Source organism: Xanthomonas sp. NCPPB 2933 (assembly GCF_056725225.1).
This window is the reverse complement of sequence record NZ_CM161518.1, coordinates 2,351,739-2,371,076: the sequence shown is the minus strand read 5'-3', so window position 1 is coordinate 2,371,076 and position 19,338 is coordinate 2,351,739. Positions and strand designations below refer to the sequence as shown.

General features: G+C 64.3%; 13 protein-coding genes. 4 read left to right on the top strand and 9 right to left on the bottom strand.

The annotated features are described in order from the left end of the window. Positions 1–77: 77 nt before the first annotated feature. From AC1PLU_RS09675 to AC1PLU_RS09660, 4 genes are all read right to left on the bottom strand, one after another. Entirely contained in the window at positions 78–1,193 is a 1,116-nt protein-coding gene (locus AC1PLU_RS09675) for a polyamine ABC transporter substrate-binding protein (protein WP_481108320.1), read from the bottom strand. Between the two features lie 240 nt (positions 1,194–1,433). Next, positions 1,434–2,801, bottom strand: coding sequence for an aspartate aminotransferase family protein (locus AC1PLU_RS09670; RefSeq protein ID WP_481093416.1), 1,368 nt, complete (start codon positions 2,799–2,801; stop codon positions 1,434–1,436). A gap of 232 nt (positions 2,802–3,033) precedes the next feature. Continuing rightward, positions 3,034–4,419: a glutamine synthetase family protein gene (locus tag AC1PLU_RS09665; protein ID WP_168957333.1), complete on the bottom strand. Its 1,386-nt coding sequence runs from the start codon at positions 4,417–4,419 to the stop codon at positions 3,034–3,036. A 6-nt stretch (positions 4,420–4,425) separates the two neighbouring features. Further along, complete coding sequence (locus AC1PLU_RS09660) at positions 4,426–5,181, bottom strand: gamma-glutamyl-gamma-aminobutyrate hydrolase family protein (protein WP_481093417.1); 756 nt, start codon at positions 5,179–5,181, stop codon at positions 4,426–4,428. Between the two features lie 162 nt (positions 5,182–5,343). Here AC1PLU_RS09660 and AC1PLU_RS09655 point away from each other — a divergent pair, with 162 nt between their 5' ends. From AC1PLU_RS09655 to AC1PLU_RS09645, 3 genes are all read left to right on the top strand, one after another. Next, complete coding sequence (locus tag AC1PLU_RS09655) at positions 5,344–6,723, top strand: glutamine synthetase family protein (protein ID WP_481108319.1); 1,380 nt, start codon at positions 5,344–5,346, stop codon at positions 6,721–6,723. After that, positions 6,723–8,039: an NAD(P)/FAD-dependent oxidoreductase gene (locus AC1PLU_RS09650; protein ID WP_481108318.1), complete on the top strand. Its 1,317-nt coding sequence runs from the start codon at positions 6,723–6,725 to the stop codon at positions 8,037–8,039. Before AC1PLU_RS09655 ends, AC1PLU_RS09650 begins: the two co-directional genes overlap by 1 nt. Positions 8,040–8,644: 605 nt before the next feature. Continuing rightward, on the top strand, positions 8,645–9,943 hold the full coding sequence (locus AC1PLU_RS09645; RefSeq protein WP_043909106.1) for a diguanylate cyclase: 1,299 nt from the start codon (positions 8,645–8,647) through the stop codon (positions 9,941–9,943). An 86-nt stretch (positions 9,944–10,029) separates the two neighbouring features. Here AC1PLU_RS09645 and AC1PLU_RS09640 read toward each other — a convergent pair whose 3' ends face one another. From AC1PLU_RS09640 to AC1PLU_RS09620, 5 genes are all read right to left on the bottom strand, one after another. Next, positions 10,030–11,337, bottom strand: a complete 1,308-nt coding sequence (locus AC1PLU_RS09640; protein WP_268214837.1) for an MFS transporter — start codon at positions 11,335–11,337, stop codon at positions 10,030–10,032. 1,073 nt (positions 11,338–12,410) lie between these two features. Next, positions 12,411–12,689: a hypothetical protein gene (locus tag AC1PLU_RS09635; protein ID WP_023904289.1), complete on the bottom strand. Its 279-nt coding sequence runs from the start codon at positions 12,687–12,689 to the stop codon at positions 12,411–12,413. Then, positions 12,679–15,027: an FdhF/YdeP family oxidoreductase gene (locus tag AC1PLU_RS09630; RefSeq protein ID WP_481108317.1), complete on the bottom strand. Its 2,349-nt coding sequence runs from the start codon at positions 15,025–15,027 to the stop codon at positions 12,679–12,681. The genes AC1PLU_RS09635 and AC1PLU_RS09630 overlap by 11 nt, the downstream gene beginning before the upstream one ends. After that, entirely contained in the window at positions 15,024–15,869 is an 846-nt protein-coding gene (gene fdhD / locus AC1PLU_RS09625; protein WP_481108316.1) for a formate dehydrogenase accessory sulfurtransferase FdhD, read from the bottom strand. The genes AC1PLU_RS09630 and fdhD overlap by 4 nt, the downstream gene beginning before the upstream one ends. A 6-nt stretch (positions 15,870–15,875) precedes the next feature. Then, positions 15,876–17,552, bottom strand: coding sequence for an OFA family MFS transporter (locus AC1PLU_RS09620; RefSeq protein ID WP_481108315.1), 1,677 nt, complete (start codon positions 17,550–17,552; stop codon positions 15,876–15,878). A gap of 408 nt (positions 17,553–17,960) precedes the next feature. On the opposite strand from AC1PLU_RS09620, the gene aptA reads away from it, so the two are divergent. After that, the gene (gene aptA, locus AC1PLU_RS09615) at positions 17,961–19,313 is read left to right on the top strand and encodes an omega-aminotransferase AptA (protein WP_481108314.1); all 1,353 of its coding nucleotides are present in this window, start codon (positions 17,961–17,963) and stop codon (positions 19,311–19,313) included. Positions 19,314–19,338 lie beyond the last annotated feature (25 nt).

Here is a 19,338-nt window from a genome sequence, read left to right as displayed (position 1 = left end):
TGGTCAGCTGCCGCTTGGACTGATTGGTTCTTTATGAAGACCTGGCTACGCGGCCGCGCCTTCAACCCACCGACGCCTCAACGACCGGTCTTGATCTCGGTCCACAGCCGCGTGTACAGCCGGTCCACTTCCGGCGGATTGATCGCGTAAGTAAACATCTTGGCGGTCACTTCCGGCGGCGGGTAGATGGTGGAGTCGTTGCGGATCGCCGCATCCACCAGCGGGGTGGCAGTGCGCACCGGATTGGCGTAGTGGATGAAGTTGCTGTTGGCTGCGGCCACCTCCGGCTTCAACAGATAGTTGATGAAGGCATAGGCGTTGTCGGGGTGCTTGGCGTCCTTGGGAATGGCCAGCATGTCGAACCACTGCGGCGCGCCTTCCTTCGGGATCGAATAGGCCACCTTGACGGTGTTGCCGGCCTCCACTGCGCGGTCGCGCGCCTGGATGATGTCGCCCGACCAGCCCACTGCAAGACAGGTATTGCCATTGGCCAGCGAAGTCACGTACTGGCTGGAGTGGAAGTTCTGCACATACGGGCGAATCGTCTTGATCAGCGCGGCGGCTTTTTCGATCTCCGCCGGCACCGTGCTGTGCGGATCCAGACCCAGATAATTGAGCGCGATCGGAATCATGTCCGAGGGCGTGTCGAGGATGGTGACGCCGCAGTCCTTCAACTTCGACAGATTTTCCGGCTTGAATACCAGATCCCAGCTGTTGGCGACCTCGGTGCTGCCGAAGACGGCCTTGAGCTTGTCCACGTTGTAGCCGATGCCGGTGGTGCCGATCATGTACGGCACGCCAAAGGCATTGCCCGGATCCTGCGCGGCGATGCGGCGCATGATGTCCGGATCCAGATTGACCAGGTTGGGGATCTTGCTCTTGTCCAGCGGCAGGAACACCCCGGCCTGGATCTGCCGGCCGAAGAAGCTCAGCGTGGGCACCACCACGTCGTAATCGCTGCCGCCGGCGAGCAGTTTGGCTTCCACCATCTCGTCGCTGTCGAACACGTCGTAGGTGACATTGATGCCGCTGCTCTTTTCGAACGCGGGAATGGTGTCTTCTGCGATGTAGTCTGAATAGTTGTAGACGTTGAGCACCTTGGCCCGTGCGTCGGCGTTACCTGGCGCAGTACCGCCACCGCAGGCGGCCAACAAGGTGGTGGACAGCGTCAGGGCGAGCAATCGCAACGTCATGTGGATCTCCAAAGCAGTGCGGTCATGGCGGGGCCGGCGGTGTGGCCGGTCGAGGTTCCAGCCTACGCATCGGGTTTCTGTTTGCCCAGCTTATTTCCCTGGCTTGCAGCGGCTATCGAAAACGAGGTTTGCTGCGCCTGGCGGGCGCGGCCATTGGACGGGGTGGCATGCCGCATTCGACCATTGCGGTTTCCGCGCGTCACGCGCACCCGGCTGACGTGCGCGCGCCATGAGGGCCACTCATCTGCCCAGCGCCTGCGCGGTGTCGTCCAGCGCCGCCCAGGCCTTGTCGAACAGCTCATCGACCTGCTCGCAGGTGATGATCAATGGTGGCGACAGCAGCATGGCGTCGTAAGTCGCGCGCAGGATCAGCCCGCGCTTTAGTGCGAAGTCGCGGCACAGCGCCCCTACACGGCCGCGCTCGGGAAAATACGTGCCGCGTTGGCGCTTGTCCGGCACCAGTTCCAGTGCGCCGACCAGCCCGGCGATGCGTGCCTCGCCCACCAGGCGATGTTCGCCCAGCTCGGCCCAGCGCTGCGCCAGATACGGCGCAATCCGGGTGCGTGCGGTCTCCACGATGCCTTCGTCCTGCAACAGCCGCACATTCTCCAACGCCACCGCCGCACACACCGGATGCCCGGAATAGGTGCCGCCATGCGCCAGCTCGCCGCCGTGCGTCTTGAGCACACCGGCCACGCGATCGTTGAACATCGCTGCCGCCAACGGGATATAGCCGGAGGTGATGCCCTTGGCGAGCGTCATCACATCGGGCTGGAAGCCGAAGTAATCCGCACCGAACCACGCACCGGTGCGGCCGAAGCCGCAGATCACTTCGTCGGCGACCAGCAGCACGTCGTAGCGCCGGCAGATGCGCTCGATTTCCGGCCAGTAACTGCGCGGCGGGATATAGACCCCGATCGCGCCCATGATCGGCTCGCCGATGAAGGCTGCCACGTTCTCGGGGCCGAGCTGCAGAATCTTTTCTTCCAAGCGGCGCGCTGCCAGCAGCCCGTATTCTTCGGGATCCATCTCACCGCCATCGCCGAAGTGATACGGCGGCGAGATGTGATGAATATCCGGAATCGGCAAGCCGCCCTGCTTGTGCATGCCTTTCATGCCACCCAGGCTGGCACCGGCCATGGTGGTGCCGTGATAGCCGTCGTGGCGGCCGATGAAGATGCGTTTTTCCGGCTGCCCCTGCACCGCCCAGAAGTGCCGCACCAGCCGCAGGATGGTGTCGTTGGCCTCCGAGCCGGAGTTAGCGAAGAACGCATGGTTCAAATCGCCCGGCGTCAGCTCGGCCAGCTTGGCGGCGAGATGGATGGTGGGCTCGGTGGTGCACTGAAAGAAGCTGTTGTAGTAGGCCAACTGCTCCATCTGCCGCGCCGCCGCCTGCGCGAGCTCCTTGCGTCCATAGCCCACATTCACGCACCACAATCCGCCGAACGCATCCAGCAACTTGTTGCCGTCCGCATCCCACACATACACGCCCTGCCCGCGCGTCAGGATGCGCGTGCCCTTCTCGGCCAATGCTGCGTTGTCGTTGAACGGATGCAGGTGATGGGCGGCATCGAGTTGCTGCAAGGTCTTCAGTGCTTGCGGATCCATGGGCACTCCGGCTACGGGGTACGTGCAGTCTACGGTCGATCGGCCGGGCACAAGATGCTTTCAGTGGCGCATGCCGAACAAGGAGTGAAACGCGCGAACGGGGCGCGGTGCCCAATGTCCAATGCGCGAGGCATCATGCATCCTTATATGCCGTACCCTCATCCGCCCTTCGGGCACCTTCTCCCGATGGGAGAAGGAGACGACGCAGCACGCTGCGCGAGTCGAAAACGCCTCAGACATTCAACAGCAAGAACTCCCGTTCCCACGAACTGATGACACGAAAGAACGTCTCGTATTCCTTCCGCTTCACCGAGATATAGGCGCGCACAAACCGCCGACCCAACATCTCCTGCAATGCCTCGCAGCCCTCCAATCCGTCTAGAGCTTCACCCAGCGAGCGCGGCAGATCGTAGCCCTGCTCCTTGCCGTTGCTGCTGATCGGCGCGGTCGGTTCCAGCTTTTCGCGGATACCCAATAACCCGCACGCCAAGGTCGCTGCCATCGCCAGATACGGATTGGCATCGGAGCCGGCAAAGCGGCTTTCCACCCGCATGTTCTGCGGGGTGTCGATCGGCACGCGTAGCCCGCAGGTGCGATTGTCGAACCCCCACAGCACATTGCTGGGCGACACCTCGCCGAACATCAGCCTTCGATAGGAATTGACATTGGGTGCCAGCAACCCCATCGCCATCGGAATGTATTTCTGCAGGCCACCGAGATAATGCGCAAAGGTGTCGCTGAAACCGCCTTCGCGCTTGCCACTGAACACATTCTTGCCAGTGCCGGTATGCAACAGGCTCTGATGAATATGCATCGCACTGCCCGGCTCGGTTTCCATGGGTTTGGCCAGAAACGTGGCGTACACGCCATGCCGCAACGCGGCTTCGCGCATGGTGCGCTTGAACATGAAGACCTGATCGGCGCGCGACAGCGCATCGGCATGGGTGAAGTTGACCTCCAGCTGCGCCGCGCCGGATTCGTGGATCAAGGTATCCACGTCCAGTTCCATCGCGTCGCAGTAGTCGTACATCAGATCCAGGATCGGATCGAACTCGTTGACCGCATCGATCGAATACGACTGCCGCGCGGTTTCCGGGCGGCCGGAGCGCCCCGCCGGTGGCAGCAACGGAAAATCCGGGTCGGTGTTCTTCTGCACCAGAAAGAATTCAAGCTCCGGCGCCACCATTGGTTGCAGCTTCACCTCGGCATACGCGTCCAGCACGCGGCGCAGCACGTTGCGGGGCGCAAGCTCATGGGGCTGCCCATCCTTGGTGTAGCAATCGTGGATGACCTGCGCGGTGGGGTCGGCGGCCCACGGCACCATGCGCACGGTGGAGGCGTCCGGGCGCAGGTGCATGTCCGAATCAGAGGGCGAGGTCAGCTCGTAATAATCGTCCGGGAAATCGCCGGTGACGGTGGTGGCGAAGATGCCTTCCGGCAGGCGGGTGCCGTAGTCGTGCGAGAACTTGTCGGCGGGGATGATCTTGCCGCGCGCGTTGCCGGTGATGTCCGGCACCAGGCACTCCACCTCGGTGATGTTGCGCTCCTTGAGCCAGCGGCGCAGCGCGCTTTCCGGCTGCTTGGGCGTGGATTTGCGCGAACGTGTGCGGATGGACATGCAACCTCACTGGCCGCGTTGAGCGGCGTATTGACGACAGGCATCGCCGAAGGCCTGAAAGATGGCACGGTAGAACGGATGCTGTGTGACACGCCACTCCGGATGCCATTGCACCGCCAGCAAAAAGCCCGGCCCGGCGCCACGAAAGGCTTCGATCAGGCCATCCGGTGCAGTGGCTTCGACCACCAGCCCGTCGGCGAGCTTCGCAATACCCTGCCCGTGCAACGAATTCACCCACACCTGATCGGTCTCGCTCATGCCGGCCAACCAGCCGCCGGGTTGCAGCTGCACCAGATGCGCAGGGCCGTATTGCGTGTCCAGCGGTGCGCTGCGGTCTTCCCGATGATCGGCCAGGCCGGGCACCTCCTGCACGCGTTGATGCAAGCGCCCGCCCAGCGCCACGTTGACCTCCTGCAGGCCGCGGCAGATCGCCAGCACCGGCAGGCCACGTGCAAACGCCTGCGGGATCAGGCCAAGGCTGGTGGCATCGCGTGCGGGATCATGCAGGTTGCCTTCCCAACTGGGCTCGTCGCTGTAGTGATGCGGCTCGACATTGCTCACCGCACCAGTGAGCAACAGGCCATCCAACCGATCCAGCCACACGTCTGCATCCAGCGTGGGCTGCAGGCTCGGCAGCAACACCGGCATCGCGCCCGCCGCCTCCACCACCGCGCGAATGTATTTTTCGCCAGCGGCCAGAAACGGATGCGGCCCTTGCTGGATGCGATCGGTCGGCAACCCGACCAGTGGAACGACAGCCATGCAGACATCCCGGTGTAGAGCGTTGAACGTCAGGTGCAATGCACTTGCGATGCAGCCGAACTTACCGCGCCGCCGCACGCATTGCCAAGCGCAACGCGACTGCGGTTGCGACTGCTCACGCAGGCTTTGCTAGGCTGGGCGGCGACTTCGCAGGTGGTGCCCATGGCTTCCGAAAACTTCGTCGCGTCCTTGCCTGCTGCCGATGCCGCCACGCTGGCGCGCATCGATGGCTGCGAATCGGTCGACCTGCTGCTGCCCGACACCAACGGCGTGCTGCGTGGCAAACGTGTGACAGGCGAGGCGCTGGGCAAGATCTATCGCGATGGCGTGTGCCTGCCGATGTCGCTGATCGCCACCGACATCACCGGCAATACCGTGGAAGAAACCGGGCTGGGCTACGCCATCGGCGATGCCGACCGCATCTGCCGGCCGATCGAAGGCTCGCTACGTCCGGTGCCGTGGGCACCGCAGCCGATGGCGCAGTTGCTGCTGGCGATGCACAACCCCGACGGCAGCGTGTTCGAGGTCGCACCACGCGCGGTGCTGCAGCGTGTATTGCGTGGCTTCGCTGCGCTGGGCCTGACCCCGGTGATCGCAGTGGAACTGGAGTTCTATCTGTTCGACGCGGTGCCCGACGCGCAGGGGCGTCCGCAGACCCCGCGCGACCCCGTCACCGGTGAGCGCAGCGACAGCACCCAGGTGTATTCGCTGCAGGACCTGGACGACCAGCGCGACTTCACCGATGCGGTCACCGCCGCCTGCCGGCAACAAGGCATCCCCGCCGATACGGCGGTGGCCGAATACGCGCCCGGGCAGTTCGAAATTAACCTGCAACATCGCGCCGACGCGGTCGCCGCCTGCGACGAGGCACTGCTGCTCAAGCGCACCATCAAGGCGATCGCGCAGCAGCAGGGCAAGCTCGCCAGCTTCATGGCCAAGCCGTTCTCGGGCCAGGCAGGCAGCGGCTTGCATCTGCATGTGAGCCTGCTCGATGGCGATGGCCACAACGTGTTTGCCAGCAGCGCCGATGCGACGGCCGACAGCCTGCGCCACGCCATCGCCGGGCTGCAGCGGCATGCGGATGCCTCGCTGCTGGTGTTCGCACCGCACGCCAATAGTTATCGACGTTTTGTCAGCAATGCCTTCGTGCCCTTGGATGCGAGCTGGGGCTTCAACAATCGCACCGTGGCGCTGCGTATCCCGCATAGCGATGCACGCAATACCCGGATCGAACACCGCATTGCCGGCGCGGACGCCAACCCGTATCTGGTCGCCGCCACCGTGCTCGCCGCCATGCTGGATGGCCTGCAGCACCCCGGCGAGCCCACCGCGCCGGTCACCGGCAATGCCTATGCGCAAGCGGTGTTCCAGCCGCGTACCTGGCAAGGCGCAGTCGATGCATTTGGCGCCAGCGCTTTCATCGGCGAGCAGTTCGGCAGCCAGTTCCAGCATGTGTTCGGCCAGCAAAAACAACGCGAATTGCTCGACTACCAGGCGCTGGTGCCGGATCTGGATTACGCCCGGTATCTGCGGACCGTTTGATGAGCCGCACGGCCACATCACTGCCAGACACCGACACGCCGGGCAACGGCTATCCCGACAGTTGGTACGTGCGCAGCACGCCCGCCTTGCCGGAGCAGCCGCGCCTGCAAGGCGTTGAACGCGCCGATGTCTGCATTCTCGGCGCCGGCTACACCGGCCTCACTGCGGCCCTGGCCCTGGCCGAGGCCGGCTACAAGGTCATCGTGCTGGAAGCCAGGCGCATCGGCTGGGGCGCGTCCGGGCGCAACGGCGGCCAGGCCATCGTGGGCTACGGCTGCGAGCAGGAAACGCTGGAAGCACTGGTCGGCAATGCCGATGCGCGGCTGTTGTTCGACTTCTCACGCGACGGCATGCGCCTGCTGCGCGCGCGCATCGAGCGTCATGCCATCGCCTGCGACTGGCGCGACGGTCACGCCCACGTGCCGCTGAAACCGCGCCAGGTGCAGGCCTTGCAGCACGGCATCGTGCGCATGGCCGAGCGCTACGACTACCCGCTGGAATGGTGGGACCGCGCACGCACCCGGCAGGTACTGGACAGCCCGCTGTATCTGGGCGCGATGTTCGACCCGGCCAGCGGCCATCTGCATCCCCTGGCCTACGCGCTCGGCCTGGCACGCGCGGCGCTGGCGGCCGGCGTGCGCATCTACGAAGGCTCGGCGGTGACCCGGCAGGAGCACGGCGACCGCGTGGTGATGCACACCGCCCAGGGCAGCGTCAGCGCCGACTTCGGCGTGATCGCCGGAAACGCCTTGCTGCACGGCATTTCTACATCGCTGGAACGCCACATCATGCCCGTGGGCACCTATGTCGGCGCAACCCCGCCGCTGGGTGAGGCCCGCGCACGCGCCTTGATCGCCAACGACATGGCCGTGGCCGATACCAACTGGGCGCTGGATTATTACCGGCTCAGCGCCGACCACCGGCTGCTGTTCGGCGGCCGCGCCAGTTATTCCTCACGTCCGCCGCCTGGCCTGAATCGCTTGATGACCCAGCGCATGCACACGGTGTTCCCGCAGTTGCGCGGTGTGCCGCTGGAAACGCTGTGGGGTGGCTACGTGGACATCTCGCGCAACCGCGCCCCGCACTGGGGCCGGCTGGCGGCCAACGTGTATTTCGCGCAGGGTTTCTCCGGCCATGGCGTGGCAGCCACCGGTCTTGCCGGTCATGTCATCGCCGAGGCCATCACCGGTCAAAGCCAGCGTCTGGACGTGTTCGAGCGCATCCCGCACCTGCCCTTCCCCGGCGGACGGCGGCTGCGCACCCCGCTACTTGTGGCGGCGATGAGCTGGTACCGGCTACGCGATGCGCTGTGGTGATCTGGGCCCAAGAGCGGCTGACCAAACTACTTCACGCCAGTCTACTGCGGGCCGGCTGATCTGATGCCTGGCTGCAGGGCCCTTGCCCGCCCACCATCGCAGGACACGCCGCAAGTACGTCCGTGTAGGCTCTTACGCGGCATCCATGCCGCGTAAGGTCCCGCGACGGTGGGCGGGCAAGGACCAGTCAAGATGGTCGGTGTGCATGGTGCAAGCAATGCCTTACGTGGGTTGCTTAGATAACGGCACGCCTGATTCATCTTCTCAATGTAAGCCGAGCGATGGACAAGCTTTAAGAAAGCAACCGACAAACTCTCTGGTGCGGTGTCCTCACCGATTGCGGGACCGTGTGGCGGCATGGATGCCGCCACCGAGCCTACATGGACGTACTTGCGGCGTGTCCCGCGAGCGGTGAGGGCACCGCGCCCTCGACCCACGCAGCGTTTGATCTGGACCTCTGACTGCATCCACCAACATACCGCCGACAAAACCACTGCACTCATTTGTTAACCGCTCTTAGTCTTCGCCACTTTGAGACGAAGCGCTCAAGTTTTGGCGAGCAGAGCCGTTAGCTGGTATGACGGTTCGATCCGCACGGCTAACCGATGTCCCCAGGCACCCTACATCGCAATAGTGAAAGCGCAGTCTTGCCGCAACGCGTGTTGCTGGTGGAAAACTCGCGCACGTTCACCAGCATGCTGCGCGAAGCCATCGAGCAACGCGTGGAACTGCCCGTGACGGTTGTCTCGACTCTGGCCGAAGCGGCACGCGTACTGGACGAAGAAGATGGTTGGTTCCTGGTCCTGACCGGGCTGGTGCTGGTGGATGGCGACCGCGACAAGGTCGTGGAATTTTTCCTCTCGCGCAAACTGCCCACCGTGGTGGTCAGCGGGGTCTACGACGAGGATCTGCGCCAGCGCGTGCTGCAGCAGCAGATCATCGATTACGTGCTCAAAAATGCGCCAGGTGCCATCGAATATCTGGCTTGGCTGGTGCAGCGCCTGGAGCGCAATCGCCGTATCGCCGCTCTGGTAGTGGACGACTCCTTGTCTGCGCGTACCTATGCCGGCGCATTGCTGTCGATGTACGGCTACCGCGTGGTGCTCGCTGCCGATGGTGCCTCTGGCCTGCAGGCGATCGAGCGCGACCCCGGCATTCGCCTGACCATCGTCGATCAGGAAATGCCCGGCATGGAAGGCGTGGAATTCACCCGCCGGCTGCGTGCGATCCGGTCGCGCGACAAGGTTGCCGTGATCGGCATTTCCGGCAACAGCGATTCGTCGCTGATCCCGCGTTTTCTCAAGAACGGTGCCAACGATTTCCTGCGCAAACCGTTCTCACGCGAAGAATTCTTCTGCCGCGTGTCGCAGAACGTGGACCAGCTGGAACTGATCGGCACGCTGCAGGACCTAGCCACCCGGGACTTCCTCACCGGCCTGCCCAACCGGCGCTATTTTCTGGAACAGAGCCAGCGGGTGATCCCCACCCTGCTGTCACAGGACCAGACGGTCACCGCGGCCATGGTGGACATCGACCACTTCAAACATATCAACGACACCTGGGGCCACGAGGCCGGCGACCAGGCATTGCGTGCGGTGGCCGCCTCGGTCTCCGGGCATGCGCGGCCGCAGGATCTGGTAGCGCGCTTCGGCGGCGAAGAGTTCTGCCTGCTGGTGCCGGGGCTGGATATCGCCAACGCCAGCGACTATTTCGAAACCTTGCGTGAGCGCATCAGCGCCTTGCGCGTACGCGTGGGCGACGAAACGCTGAGCATGACGGTCAGCATCGGCGTGTGCATCGCCAGCGAAGGCGACCAGTCGCTGCATCATCTGTTGAATGAGGCGGACAAGCACCTGTATCTGGCCAAGGCCGGCGGTCGCAATCAGGTACGTCTGGCAGTCTGATCGAGGCCGGCTGAGCCGCGCAGCAAGCGCCTGCCGGCATGCAATCAAGCATGATCGATAGCGCTTCATCGCGCGCCAGCGCGCTCCTACACGAACGGATGCGCTTCGCTGGAGCGGCGCCGCATCGCACGCGCCGCGATCAATGCCAACAGACTCAACACCGCAGCGCCACCCAGATACTGCCCGACTGCCTGCACGCCATAACGTGCGGCCAGTTGCGTGGCCACATACGGCGCCGGCGCCGCACCCAGAATGCTGGCCAGATTGAACGACAACGAGGCGCCGGTGTAACGCACCTCGGTGGGATACAACTCGGCCAGCAGCGTGCCGCAGGGGCCGTAGGTCAGGCCCATGAAAAAGAAGCCCAACCCCAGGAAGATCAACACCTGCAACGGATGATTGGCCTGGAACAGCGGCGCAAATGCCAGCCCGAACGCAATGATCGCGATGCTGGCCAGCATCATCGCCAGCGGTGCGCCATGGCGATCACCAAACTTGGCCGAAAGCGGAATGCCGATCGCGAAAAAGACGATACCGGCCATCTGCAGCAGCAGAAACTGCTCCTTGTCGTAGCCCAGCGTCTTGGTGCCGTAACCCAGCGCGAACACCGTCATCAGATAGAACAGCACAAAGGTGGCGAACGCACCCAGCGTGCCGATGATCAAGGCCGGCCAGTGCTGGGTGATCACCGTGCCCAATGGCAGGCGTACGCGTGTTTTGTGGTCCAGGGTCTTCTGGAAATCGGGTGTCTCGGTGATGCTCAGGCGCACCCACAAGCCGGTCAGCACCAGCAATGCACTGGCCAGAAACGGCACCCGCCAGCCCCACTGCATGAACTGCGCATCGTCGAGCACTGCGCCCATGCCCAGGAAGGTGCCAGTGGACAATAGGAAGCCCAGCGGCGCGCCCAGCTGCGGAAACATGCCGTACCACACGCGTTTTCCAGGCGGCGCGTTTTCGGTGGCAAGCAACACTGCCCCGCCCCACTCGCCGCCCAAACCCAGGCCCTGTCCGAAGCGACACAACGCCAACAATGCAGGCGCAAACACGCCGATCTGCGCGTAGCTGGGCAGCAAGCCGATCGCCACCGTGGACAAGCCCATCGTCAGCAGCGCCGCCACCAACGTGGCCTTGCGCCCGACCCGATCGCCGAAGTGGCCAAACACGGCCGAGCCCACCGGCCGCGCGACAAATGCGACGGCAAATGTCGCCAACGACTGCAGCATCGCGGCGCTGCCATCGCCGGCAGGAAAGAACAAGGTTGGGAACACCAGCACTGCGGCAGTGGCATAAATATAGAAATCGAAGAACTCGATGGTGGTGCCGATCAAACTGGCGAATAGCACGCGCGCAGGCGAATTGATGGGCGAAGCAAGCGGCGCGGCAGCAGTCATCGTTGATCGGCATCCAGACAAGACAAGACGGCCGATTCTGGCAGATTGCAGCAGCAGTTTGCGCGGACCAACCGGCCTGGGAAAAGTTACAGGCGTGACCGTCCGCTTTACGGCAGCAGGGCTATGAGATCTCGGTTGAAGCGCTGAAGGAGTGCGGATAGATCACTTGTAGAGCTGATGATCTTCGGCTTGGCTGCAGGGCCCCTCGCCCGCCCAGCATCGTGGGACACACGGAAAGTTGGGAGCGTTTGGACGATGCAGATAGATCGCTTGTAGAGCCGATGATCTTCGGCTTGGCTGCAGGGCCCTTGCCAGCCCAGCATCGTGGGACACACGGAAAGTTAGGAACGTTTGGACGATGCAGATAGATCGCTTGTAGAGCCGATGATCTTAGGCTTGGCTGCAGGGCCCTCGCCCGCCCACCATCGCGGGACACGCCGCAAGTACGTCCCTGTAGGCTCTTACGCGGCATCCATGCCGCGTAAGGTCCCGCGCCGGTGGGCGGGCAAGGACCAGTCGAGAATGTCGGTGTGCATGGTGCAAGCAGTGCATGACGTGCATTATTTGGATGACGCCGGGTCCGATCAGCTTTCTAACGCAAGCCGAGCAACAGACAGGCTTTCATCCGACCACCGACCAACATTCTGGTGCGGTGTCCTCACCGCTTGCGGGACCGTGTGGCGGCATGGATGCCGCCACCGAGCCTCCAGGGATGGATTCACGGCGTGTCCCGCAAGCGGTGAGGACACCGCGCGCTCGACTAACCAGGCTTTTGACGTAAGCATTTGACTGCATCTATGACAATGCACCGACTCGAAAGATTGGTTGGCTTTGAGTAGTTGGACAATGCAGATAGATCGCTTGTAGAGCCGACGATCTTCGGCTTGGCTGCAGGGCCCTCGCCCGCCCACCGGCGCGGGACACGCCGCAAGTACGTCCGTGTAGGCTCTTACGCGGCATCCATGCCGCGTAAGGTCCCGCGACAGTGGGCGGGCAAGGACCAGTGGAGATGGTCGGCGTGCATGTTGAGAATGTCGGCTTGCATGGTTCCGTGCAAACAACCAGCAAATTACTTAGTCAACGTGTGGCGCTTGCGCCGTTTCGCGCTGCGCATGCGCCGCCAACCCGGCAGGCGTCAGCAGCGCGAATTGCCGCTCGCCGCGGTCTTCCACCTGGATCCACCCCGGACCAGGTTGGCCATCAAGACTGGCGCTGCCCAGCCAGGCCAATGTGCGCAGCAGCACGCTCATGCGCACGCCCAATTGCTTGCACAACCGCGCCAGCGACACGCCATCGGGTGCGTCGGCCAGCGCGGTGAGCAGCTGCGCGGTGAGCTGTGGATCAGCGGACAAGCACGGCCCCGATATCGCGCGATGCGGCATCCGCAGTCTCGGCGCGGTGCGGCAGTACGATCACCGGAATCGACTTGGAGGTCGGCGTACGCGCTTCGTCGGCGAAGCTGGATAGCGGCACCAGCGCGTTGGTTTCCGGGTAGTAGGCCGCCAGACAGCCGCGCGGGATGTTGTAGTCCACCAGCAGGAAGCGGCGCGCCTCGCGGTGCACACCGTCCTCGCACAGGCTCTCCAGATCCACCCAGTCACCGGCCTTCATGTTCAACGCTGCGATGTCGGCGCCGTTGATGAAGAGCACGCGGCGCTCGCCGAATACGCCGCGATAGCGATCGTCCAGGCCGTAGATGGTGGTGTTGTATTGATCGTGCGAGCGCGTGGTGGCCAGCGTAAACACCATCTGGTCGCTGTGGCTGCGACGTGCGCGATGGATCGGGTTGTCGGTGGGCACTGCGTGCGGCTTGAACACTGCGCGCTGTTCGGGCGTCACCCACTGGCGATCGCGCGCAGTGTTGGACAGACGAAATCCGCCCGGCGTGCGCACGCGCTGATTGAAGTCGGCAAAGTCCGGGAATACCTGCGCGATCAGATCGCGCACCCGGTCGTAGTCGCCTACCAACCAACGCCAGCGGATTGCACTGCGCGCACCCAACGTTGCCTCGGCCAGGCGCGCCACGATCGCCGGCTCGGACAACAGGTCAGGCGAGGCCGGCGGATTGATGCCGGCCGACAGGTGCACCATGCTCATCGAATCTTCCACCGTCACGCCTTGCGAGCCGGCGTCCTGGATGTCGATTTCGGTACGCCCCAGGCACGGCAGGATCAACGCATCGCGGCCATGCACCAGATGGCTGCGATTGAGCTTGGTGGTGACATGCACGGTGAGTTCGCAGTTGCGCAGCGCGCGATGCGTGGCATCGGTATCCGGCGTGGCGGCGGCGAAGTTGCCGCCCATTGCGAAGAACACCTTGCCGCGCCCGTCCAGCATCGCCTCGATCGCACCGACGGTGTCGAAGCCGTCTTCGCGTGGCGGCGCAAAACCAAACACAGATTGCAGCTTGTCCAGGAAGGCGGCCGGCGGTTTTTCGTAGATCATCATCGTGCGGTCGCCCTGCACGTTGCTGTGGCCGCGCACCGGGCATACGCCCGCGCCCGGCCGGCCCAGATGGCCGCGCAGCAACAGCAGGTTGGTGATCATGTGGATGGTGGCCACCGAGTGCTTGTGCTGGGTGATGCCCATGCCCCAGCAGGCGATCACGCGCTCGGCGTTGAGATAAATTTCGCCGGCCTTGCGCAGCGCCGCTTCGTCCAGGCCGGACTCTTCGACGATGGTGTCCCAGGCTTCCGCATGCACGTCGGCAGCGAAGGCGTCGAAGTTGGCGGTGTGCTCGGCGATGAACTCCAGATCCAGCAAACGCGGCGTGCCATCGCGCTGTGCCTGCGCATCGCGCTCCAGCACGTGCTTGATGATGCCCTTCACCGCGGCCAGATCGCCGCCGATCTTGAGTTGGAAATAATCCGAGGCGATGCGCGTGGAGCCGTTGTGCAGCATCTCCAGCTTGTCTTGCGGGTCGGCGAATTTCTCCAGCCCGCGCTCGCGCAGCGGATTGAATGCGGCGATCGCCGCACCGCGCTTGGAGGCCTGACGCAGTTCGCCAAGCATGCGCGGATGATTGGTGCCCGGGTTCTGGCCGAAGATGAAGATCGCATCGGCCAGTTCGAAGTCGTGCAGCGACACCGTGCCCTTGCCCACGCCGATCTGCGAACGCAGCGCGGTGCCGGAGGGCTCGTGGCACATGTTGGAACAGTCGGGGAAGTTGTTGGTGCCGAACTCGCGCACGAACAACTGATACAGAAACGCCGCCTCGTTGCTGGTGCGCCCGGAGGTGTAGAAGATCGCCTCGTCCGGGGTCGCCAGGCCATTGAGATGCCCGGCGATCTGCGCGAAAGCATCGTCCCAGCTCACCGGCACGTAGTGATCGGTGGCCGCGTCGTAGCGCATCGGGTGGGTCAGGCGGCCCTGCCCTTCCAGCCAGTAATCGCTGTATTGCGACAACAGACTGACGCTGTGCGAGGCGAACAACTCGTTGCCGGCACGGCGTGCGGTGGATTCGGCCGCCACGGCCTTGGCGCCGTTCTCGCAGAATTCGAAGGTGGAGGTGTGATCGCGATCGGGCCAGGCGCAGCCGGGGCAGTCGAAGCCGTCCGGTTGGTTGGCGTGCAGCAGCGTCTTGGCGCCCTGCACCGCGATGTCCTGTTCCATCAGATGCTTGGCTACTGAGCGCAATGCGCCCCAGCCGCCGGCGGGATTGTCGTACTGCTGGATGGTTTTCTTGCTCATGCGGGCTCTCCCACGCCAACGCCCAGATCCAGGCGCTGCGGATGGCTGTAAACGACACAATCGTGATCGCGGGCAAACCCGATCAGGGTCAGTCCCGCACTGTCGGCCAGGCTGATCGCCAGCGCGGTCGGTGCCGAAATCGCTGCAAGCAGCGGAATCCGGGCCTGCGCGGCTTTCATGGCCATTTCGTAACTGGCGCGGCTGGTCACCACCGCAAACCCTTGCGCTGCATCGACGCGGTCGCGCGCCAATGCACCAATCAACTTGTCGAGCGCGTTATGCCGGCCAACGTCTTCGCGCACGTAACGCACAACACCCTGCGCATCGGCCCAACCGGCGGCATGCACCGCGCCGGTTTGCGCGGCGATCGGCTGCTGCGCATGCAATGCATCCAACGCACGCGCCAATGCATCCACATCGATCTGCAGCGACGATTGCAGCACCGGCGGCACACGCAACACCGCTTCGATCGATTCGTTGCCGCACACCCCGCAACCGCTGCGTCCATCCAGATTGCGCCGCCGCTGATCCAACGCGGCGGCGCGCTCGGGTGGAATCTCGATCTGCAACGAAGCGCCTTCCAGATACGTCTCCACTGCGATCACCCGCAGGTCTTGCGGGTGATCGACGATGCCCTCGCTCAAGGAGAACCCGAGTGCGAAATCCTCCAGGTCCTCCGGCGTGGCCATCATCACCGCGAACGGCACGCCGTTGTAATTGAAGGCGACCGGCATTTCGGCCGCCACCATGTCCTGCACCGTGGCGCTGCGGCCGCCGCGATGGCGACGGACCATGCGCACCACACTGCCGGGGCGCACGGAGCGGGCAGACGAAGTGGTCATCTCATCTCAATGAAACAGCACGAAGGCTTTTTGCAGCGTGACCCAGATACCGAACAGCATCGGGATACCGACCGCCAGCCACGCAAACGCCACCAGTGCAGGATTACCACCATGGCCGATGCGCGCCATTTGATCGGGCGGCAACACGCCATGCCCGCTACGGTCCACTTTCTCGTGCGCCAGCTGCTTTTCGCGCGCCAGCTCGTCGGGCGTCATGAAGTGGCGCGCAGCCACCGGGCGCACCAACAGATTGCAGATAAGACCGAGCACCAACATGCCGGCGAGGATGTACATGGTGGTGTTGTAGACCTGTGACGGCGGGCTGCCGTGGGCCAGCTGGTACTCACGCATATAGCCGACGACCACCGGGCCGAGGATGCCGGCGGTGGCCCAGGCGGTCAGCAGGCGGCCGTGGATGGCGCCGACCATCTGGGTGCCGAACAGGTCGGCCAGATACGCCGGAATGGTGGCGAAGCCGCCGCCGTACATCGACAAAATGATGCAGAAGATACCCGCAAACAGCGCGATGCCGCCCACGTCACCGGCCGACGGCGCCGCCGCGTACAGGCAGATGCCGAGCACGAAGAACAGCGTGTAGGTGTTCTTGCGGCCGAGCTTGTCGGACATGCTGGCCCAGAAGAAGCGGCCACCGATATTGAACAGGCTCAACAGACCGGTAAACCCGGCAGCAATGGCGGCGATGCTGGCCAGCTGGGTCGGATCCAGGCTGCCGAAACCGACGTCCACGCCGATCAGCCGGCCGCCGAACACTTCCTGCAGCATCGGCGAGGACATGCCGATCACTCCGATACCGGCCGAGACGTTCAGGCACAGCACGCCCCACAGCAGCCAGAACTGCGGGATGCCCCAGACCTTGCTCACGTGCACGTGGTTGGCGGTGATCATGGCGTTGTTGCTGGCCACCGGTGCGGTCCAGCCGGCCGGCGTCCAGCCGCTCGGCGGGACGCGGTAGCCGAACGCACCGGCCATCATGAAGACGAAGTACAGCGCCGCCATCACCAGGAAGGTTTCCATCACGCCCACCGAGGTCGGCGTGGCGAAGTGGCGCATCAGCGCATCGGCCAGCGGGCTGCCGATCATCGCGCCGCCGCCGAAGCCCATGATCGCCATACCGGTCGCCATGCCGCGGCGGTCGGGGAACCATTTGATCAGGGTCGACACCGGCGAGATGTAACCCAGGCCCAGACCGATCCCGCCGATCACGCCCGAGCCCAGCCACAGCATCCATATCTGATGGAAGTGGATACCCGCCGCCGAGATCACCAGACCGCCGCACCAGCACAGCGCCGAGACCACACCGGCCTTGCGCGGGCCGGCGCGTTCCAGCCAACCGCCCCAGATCGCCGCCGAGCACCCCAGCAGCACGAAGAACAGCGTGTACATCCACTGCAGCTCGCTGATCTTCCAGTCGCAGGTGGTGGCGACCATGCGCGCGAACAGGCCCATGTCGGCCGGGCATGCGATCGCCTCGGTGATGCCCAGCGCCTTGGACAACGGCAGCCAGAACACGCTGAAGCCGTAGGCCATGCCGATACACAGATGGATCGCCAGCGCTGCCGGCGGAACCAACCAACGATTGAACCCCGGACGCGCAATGATGCGCTCCTTGGACAGCAGACCGGCGTCTGCGCTGGCTGTCGCCACGGTGGACCCTTGTGTCATTCCGTTCCCCAAAAAATACGATGAGTGCGATGTAGAGCGACCGACAAACGACTGCGCGAAGAGTGTGTCAGCGGCCCCGAATACGATTGATGGCTGCGATCGATTGGCGTGTTGCGATAAGGGCAGCAGCGACTACCAGGCCCAACAGGCAGTCGTCTGGCGCATCATCGGCGATCACTGGATCTTTGCAATGCTTCGACCCAGCCCCATACCCTGCCCGCGTCCCGCCACAGCCCGCGCCACAAGGCATTCGCAGAGGTTAGCGGCCGACGCTGCGACTAATTGACTAGTCCGTGCGGGCCGCGCGACGCGTGTCGCGGAATCGGCGTCGCAATCGGGCATTCCCAGGGGTGACGGGCGACGCGACGCCTGCCGTACAGTCATGCCATCCCCGCGATGGAGCCTTCAATGCACGACCACCCGCTGAGCGATCAGGCGCATGCGTTACAGGCACCCTCGCAGTTGGACGCGTTCTGGATGCCGTTCACCGCCAATCGCCAGTTCAAGGCGCGCCCGCGCCTGCTGGCATCGGCGGAGGGCATGTATTACCGCGATGTCGACGGCCGCCAGATCCTGGACGGCGTCGCCGGCCTGTGGTGCTGCAACGCCGGCCATGGCCGCGAGCGCATCGTGGCGGCGATCCGCGCGCAGGCTGGCACGCTGGATTTCGCGCCGACCTTCCAGATGGGTTCGCCGCTGCCGTTCGTGCTGGCGCAGCGGCTGGCCGCGATCGCCCCGCCCGGCCTGGGCCATGTGTTCTTCACCAACTCCGGCTCGGAGGCGGTGGATAGCGCGATGAAGATCGTGCTGGCCTATCACCGCCTGCGCGGCGAGGGCCAGCGCACCCGCTTCATCGGCCGCGAGAAGGCGTATCACGGGGTCGGCTTCGGCGGCATGTCGATCGGCGGGCTGCCCAACAACCGCAAATGGTTCGGCCCGCTGCTGGCCGGCACCGACCATCTGCGGCACACGCTCGATATCGAACGCAATGCCTACTCACGTGGCCTGCCTGCGCACGGCGCCGAGCTGGCCGACGATCTGGAACGGCTGATCACCTTGCACGACGCGTCCACCATTGCCGCGGTCTTCGTCGAACCGGTGTCCGGCTCAGCCGGCGTGATCCTGCCGCCGGAAGGCTATCTGCAGCGGCTGCGGGCCATCTGCGACCGCCACGGCATCGTGCTGGTGTTCGACGAAGTGATCACCGGCTTCGGCCGGGTCGGCGAGGCCTTTGCGGCGCAGCGCTTCGGCGTCACTCCGGACCTGATCACCGCCGCCAAGGGCCTGACCAGCGGCACCGTGCCGATGGGTGCGGTGCTGGTGGCCGATACGATCCACGCTGCCTTCATGCATGGGCCGGAAGCGGCGATCGAACTCTTTCACGGCTATACCTATTCCGGTCACCCGCTGGCCTGCGCTGCGGCAATCGCCACGCTGGACGTCTACGCCGAAGAGGATCTGTTCTCGCGCGCGATCACGCTAGGCCCGCAGTGGGAACACGCGCTGCACAGCCTGCGCGGGCTGCCGCACGTGATCGACATCCGCAACGTTGGCCTGATCGGCGCGATCGAGCTCGCACCCCGAAACGGTGCGCCGGGCGCACGTGGCTATGAGGTGTTCGAGCGCTGCTTCCACGACGGCGGCCTGCTGGTGCGCGTCACCGGCGATGTCATCGCGTTGTCGCCACCGCTGATCGTCACGCCCGAGCAGATCGGGCAGATCGTCGAAACGCTGGGCAAGATCCTGCGCAGCATTGCTTGATGACAGCGGCTTGATGACAGCAGCG

Coding starts and splice junctions, on each gene's coding strand:
- AC1PLU_RS09620 (WP_481108315.1), bottom strand. CDS start 17,552: ATGACACAAGGGTCCACCGTGGCGACAGCCAGCGCAGACGCCGGTCTG.
- AC1PLU_RS09655 (WP_481108319.1), top strand. CDS start 5,344: ATGGCTTCCGAAAACTTCGTCGCGTCCTTGCCTGCTGCCGATGCCGCC.
- AC1PLU_RS09650 (WP_481108318.1), top strand. CDS start 6,723: ATGAGCCGCACGGCCACATCACTGCCAGACACCGACACGCCGGGCAAC.
- AC1PLU_RS09665 (WP_168957333.1), bottom strand. CDS start 4,419: ATGTCCATCCGCACACGTTCGCGCAAATCCACGCCCAAGCAGCCGGAA.
- AC1PLU_RS09660 (WP_481093417.1), bottom strand. CDS start 5,181: ATGGCTGTCGTTCCACTGGTCGGGTTGCCGACCGATCGCATCCAGCAA.
- aptA (WP_481108314.1), top strand. CDS start 17,961: ATGCACGACCACCCGCTGAGCGATCAGGCGCATGCGTTACAGGCACCC.
- AC1PLU_RS09630 (WP_481108317.1), bottom strand. CDS start 15,027: ATGAGCAAGAAAACCATCCAGCAGTACGACAATCCCGCCGGCGGCTGG.
- AC1PLU_RS09640 (WP_268214837.1), bottom strand. CDS start 11,337: ATGACTGCTGCCGCGCCGCTTGCTTCGCCCATCAATTCGCCTGCGCGC.
- AC1PLU_RS09645 (WP_043909106.1), top strand. CDS start 8,645: ATGTCCCCAGGCACCCTACATCGCAATAGTGAAAGCGCAGTCTTGCCG.
- fdhD (WP_481108316.1), bottom strand. CDS start 15,869: ATGACCACTTCGTCTGCCCGCTCCGTGCGCCCCGGCAGTGTGGTGCGC.
- AC1PLU_RS09670 (WP_481093416.1), bottom strand. CDS start 2,801: ATGGATCCGCAAGCACTGAAGACCTTGCAGCAACTCGATGCCGCCCAT.
- AC1PLU_RS09675 (WP_481108320.1), bottom strand. CDS start 1,193: ATGACGTTGCGATTGCTCGCCCTGACGCTGTCCACCACCTTGTTGGCC.